This is a genomic window from Bradyrhizobium sp. P2_E8, from assembly GCF_056403875.1.
In genome coordinates this window covers 1-3,473 of sequence record NZ_JBFUES010000814.1, presented here as the reverse complement: position 1 = coordinate 3,473, position 3,473 = coordinate 1, and the positions used below count along the sequence as shown (strand labels likewise).

Below are 3,473 nucleotides of genomic sequence, written 5' to 3'. Positions count from 1 at the left end.
GCTTCGATCGGTGTGTCTGCGGCGGCGTCCTCGACCGGCGTTTCGGTCGCAGGCGTCTCGGCGGGAGCCTCTGCGCTGGAAGCTTCAGCAACGACCGCCACAGGCTTCGGCGGCAGCGGCGGGCGCTTCTCCATGCGATAGCCGAGCGCACGCAGCACCGAGGCGAAATCCTCGCCCGCGGAGCCCGTGAGCGAGGTCATCGCCTGCGTCACCACGAAGCTGCGGCCGTCGAACGCGCCGGCGGGCTTTTCGCCGGGCGAGTTATCACGCCAGGCCAGCGCCGGACGGATCAGATCGGCAAGGCGCTCCAGGATGTCGACGCGCACGGCGCGCTCGCCGGCCTGCTTGTAGCCGAGCACGCGATAGGCATCGCGCGGCAGTTGCTTGTCGACCGGGAACGAGGTGCGGCCCGAAGATGCCAGATGCTGCGCGCCCGAGAGCGAGGACAGATCGACATTGTCCTGCTTCAGCGCCCACAGCAGCGCGGCGAGCGCACGCGCGGCGGGCTTCAGGAGGCCGGGGAAATAGAGGTGATAGGCGCCGAAGCGGACGCCGTATTTGCGCAAGGTCGCGCGCGAGGGCTGGTCGAGATCCTTCAGCTCGTTGGCGATCTTGGGACGCTCCAGCACGCCGAGCGCCTCGACGAGCTGATAGGCGATGCCGCGGGCAATGCCGGTGACGTCCTCGGCCTTGCTGAGCTCGAACATGGGCCCGAGCAGCTTTTCGATATGCGTCTTGAGCCAGAGGTCGAGGCGGGCCTGCACCTTCTCGCGCGGGCTGCCGGTCAGGCGCTCGTCGGAGATGATGCGGATGCGCGGATGCAGCGCGTCCTCTGCGGCGGACAGTCGCGCCACGGCGTCGCCGGTCCAGCGGATGGTGCCTTCCGAGGTCAGCACGAACTGCTCGTCCGGCGCGTTGCCCAGTTTTTCGGCGCGCGCGTTGATCTCGCCGGCGAGCACCGCTTGGGCCGCAGCCTGCAAGGCTTTCGCATCGGAGCCGGCTTCCGCCGCGTCCGGTGCAAAGGTGAAGCCATCGAGACGGCCGATGACATGGCCTTCGACGATGACTTCGCCGGTCTTGCCGATTTCAGTATTCAAGCTCGTGTTCTCCCGCAGGCGGCGCATCAATACACTGGTCCGGCGATCAACGAAACGCTCAGTCAAGCGTTCATGGAGCGCATCCGATAATTTATTTTCGACCTCCCGCGTAATCCCCTGCCAGTGTTCGGGGTCCGCGAGCCAGTCCGGCCGGTTGGCGACGAAGGTCCAGGTGCGGATCTGCGCGATCCGGCCCGACAGGGTGTCGATATCGCCGTCGACGCGGTCGGCCTGGTCCACCTGGGCCGCGAACCAGGCATCGGGAATGCGGCCCTTCTGCATCAGGAAGCCGTACAGCGTGGTCACGAGCTCGCCATGGGCCGCCGGCGACAGTTTTCGGTAGTCGGGGACCTGGCAGGCCTCCCACAGCCGCTCCACCGCCAGCTTGCCATGTGCGGAATCGCGCACATCGGCGTCGCGGGCGACGTGGTCGAGCACGCGCATGTCTTCTGCAATGGGCGCCCGCGTCAACGCCTCATGGCCGGGGGAGAGGTTCAGCGACACCTGCAGCGCGCCGAGCGAGGAGAAATCCAGCTTCGAATTGCGCCATTGCAGCATCTTCACGCTGTCGAAAGTGTGGTTCTGCAGCGCGTTGACGAGCTCGGGCTCGAACGGCGCGCAGCGGCCCGTGGTGCCGAACGTTCCATTCCGCGTGGCGCGGCCGGCGCGGCCGGCGATCTGCGCGAATTCGGACGGCGTCAGGCGGCGGAACTGGTAGCCGTCGAACTTGCGGTCGGAGGCGAAGGCGACGTGGTCGACGTCGAGATTGAGGCCCATGCCGACCGCATCGGTGGCGACGAGATAGTCGACGTCGCCGTTCTGGAACATCGACACCTGTGCATTTCTGGTGCGCGGGCTGAGCGAGCCGAGCACGACGGCCGCGCCGCCATGCTGGCGGCGGATCAGCTCGGCGATGGCGTAGACCTCGTCGGCCGAGAACGCGACGATGGCGGTGCGGCGCGGCTGGCGGGTGATCTTGCGATCGCCGGCAAATTCCAGCTGCGACAGCCGCGGCCGCGTGATCATGGACACGCCGGGCAACAGCCGCTCGATGATCGGGCGCATGGTGGCAGCGCCCAAGAGCAGCGTCTCGTCACGGCCACGGCGGTTGAGGATGCGGTCGGTGAAGACGTGGCCGCGCTCGAGATCGGAGGCGATCTGGACCTCGTCCACGGCGAGGAAGGAGACGTCGAGATCCCTTGGCATCGCCTCGACGGTGGAGACCCAGTAGCGCGGGTTCTTCGGCTTGATCTTCTCCTCGCCGGTGATCAGCGCGACGCTCTCCACGCCCTTGCGATCGGCGATCTTGTTGTAGACCTCGCGCGCGAGCAGGCGCAGCGGCAGGCCGATCATGCCGGAGGGATGCGCGAGCATCCGCTCGATGGCGAGATGGGTCTTGCCGGTGTTGGTCGGCCCGAGCACCGCAGTGACGCCCGCGCCGGGTGCGCGCTCGGAGGCGAAGGGGGAAGGGGGAAAAGCCATTCTGTACGATTAGGTAGTGCCGATTTCGGCGAATGTCAGTGCTGTTTGGGGCGGCGCGGCGGCTTGCGAGGTGTCGGGTATGTCTCCGAACGCTGCGCGGCGGCCGCCCCCACTGCTGTCATCGCCCGGCTTGACCGGGCGATCCAGTACGCCGAGGCGGTCGTGACCGAACCGAGAAGCCGCGGCGTACTGGATGCCCCGGTCAAGCCGGGGCATGACAGCGGAGTGTGTGGAGCATCCTCAAAACCTCGCGCAACTGTCTCACTTTGCGACGCTTTTCCCTGTGTCCTTAAGCATCGGAACGACTCTAGAACGAATCGCGGCCGAATCGCTGACTCCCCTTTGAGTCCTGTTCCGTTCACGCAACATGTCGCGGCGCCCTGTGTTTGATTGCACTAGATGGAGTTTTGGGCTGCCGCACAAGCGACACTTCGGTGGCGGGTTCCTTAAAATTGGGGACGGCGCGGAGTCGAATCAGAATCGGTGAGGAGTCAAATGGATTCACGCCCCTCCGCCTGCTTCCCCGTCATGGCCGGGCCCCCAAACGCATTTTCGCGAAAACAACCCCATGCACAGTAGAAACGGCCCGTGGGCGGGTGGCGGGGTGACGGCGGGTAAGGTGTTGAGGCTGCGTGCAAAATCCCTCCGCTCGTTATTCCCTGGCGCGACGGAGTCGCGCGCCCGGAATCCATCAGGCCACAGGGCTTGTCTCGCCATGGATTCTCAGGTGCGCAATTGCGCACCGTAGTTCGCGCCAAGTGGCGCGCCCCGGAATGACGGAGGAATCGCAGCGCGGCCGTTACTGCGTCTTCGCAACCCGCGGCGGCTGGGCTGATGTGATGAAGCTTGTCGCCTCCAGCATCGCGGGCCCCAGCGGCGTCGGCACTTTCAGCC

General features: G+C 66.3%; 1 protein-coding gene and 1 pseudogene. Both read right to left on the bottom strand.

The window, feature by feature from the left end:
• On the bottom strand, positions 1 to 2,579 hold a 2,579-nt coding region (locus AC1D00_RS32335; RefSeq protein ID WP_477013456.1), incomplete at its 3' end, for a helicase-related protein.
• Between the two features lie 799 nt (positions 2,580 to 3,378).
• Positions 3,379 to 3,473 (bottom strand): annotated as a pseudogene (locus AC1D00_RS32330) (DUF3108 domain-containing protein); the annotation flags it as partial.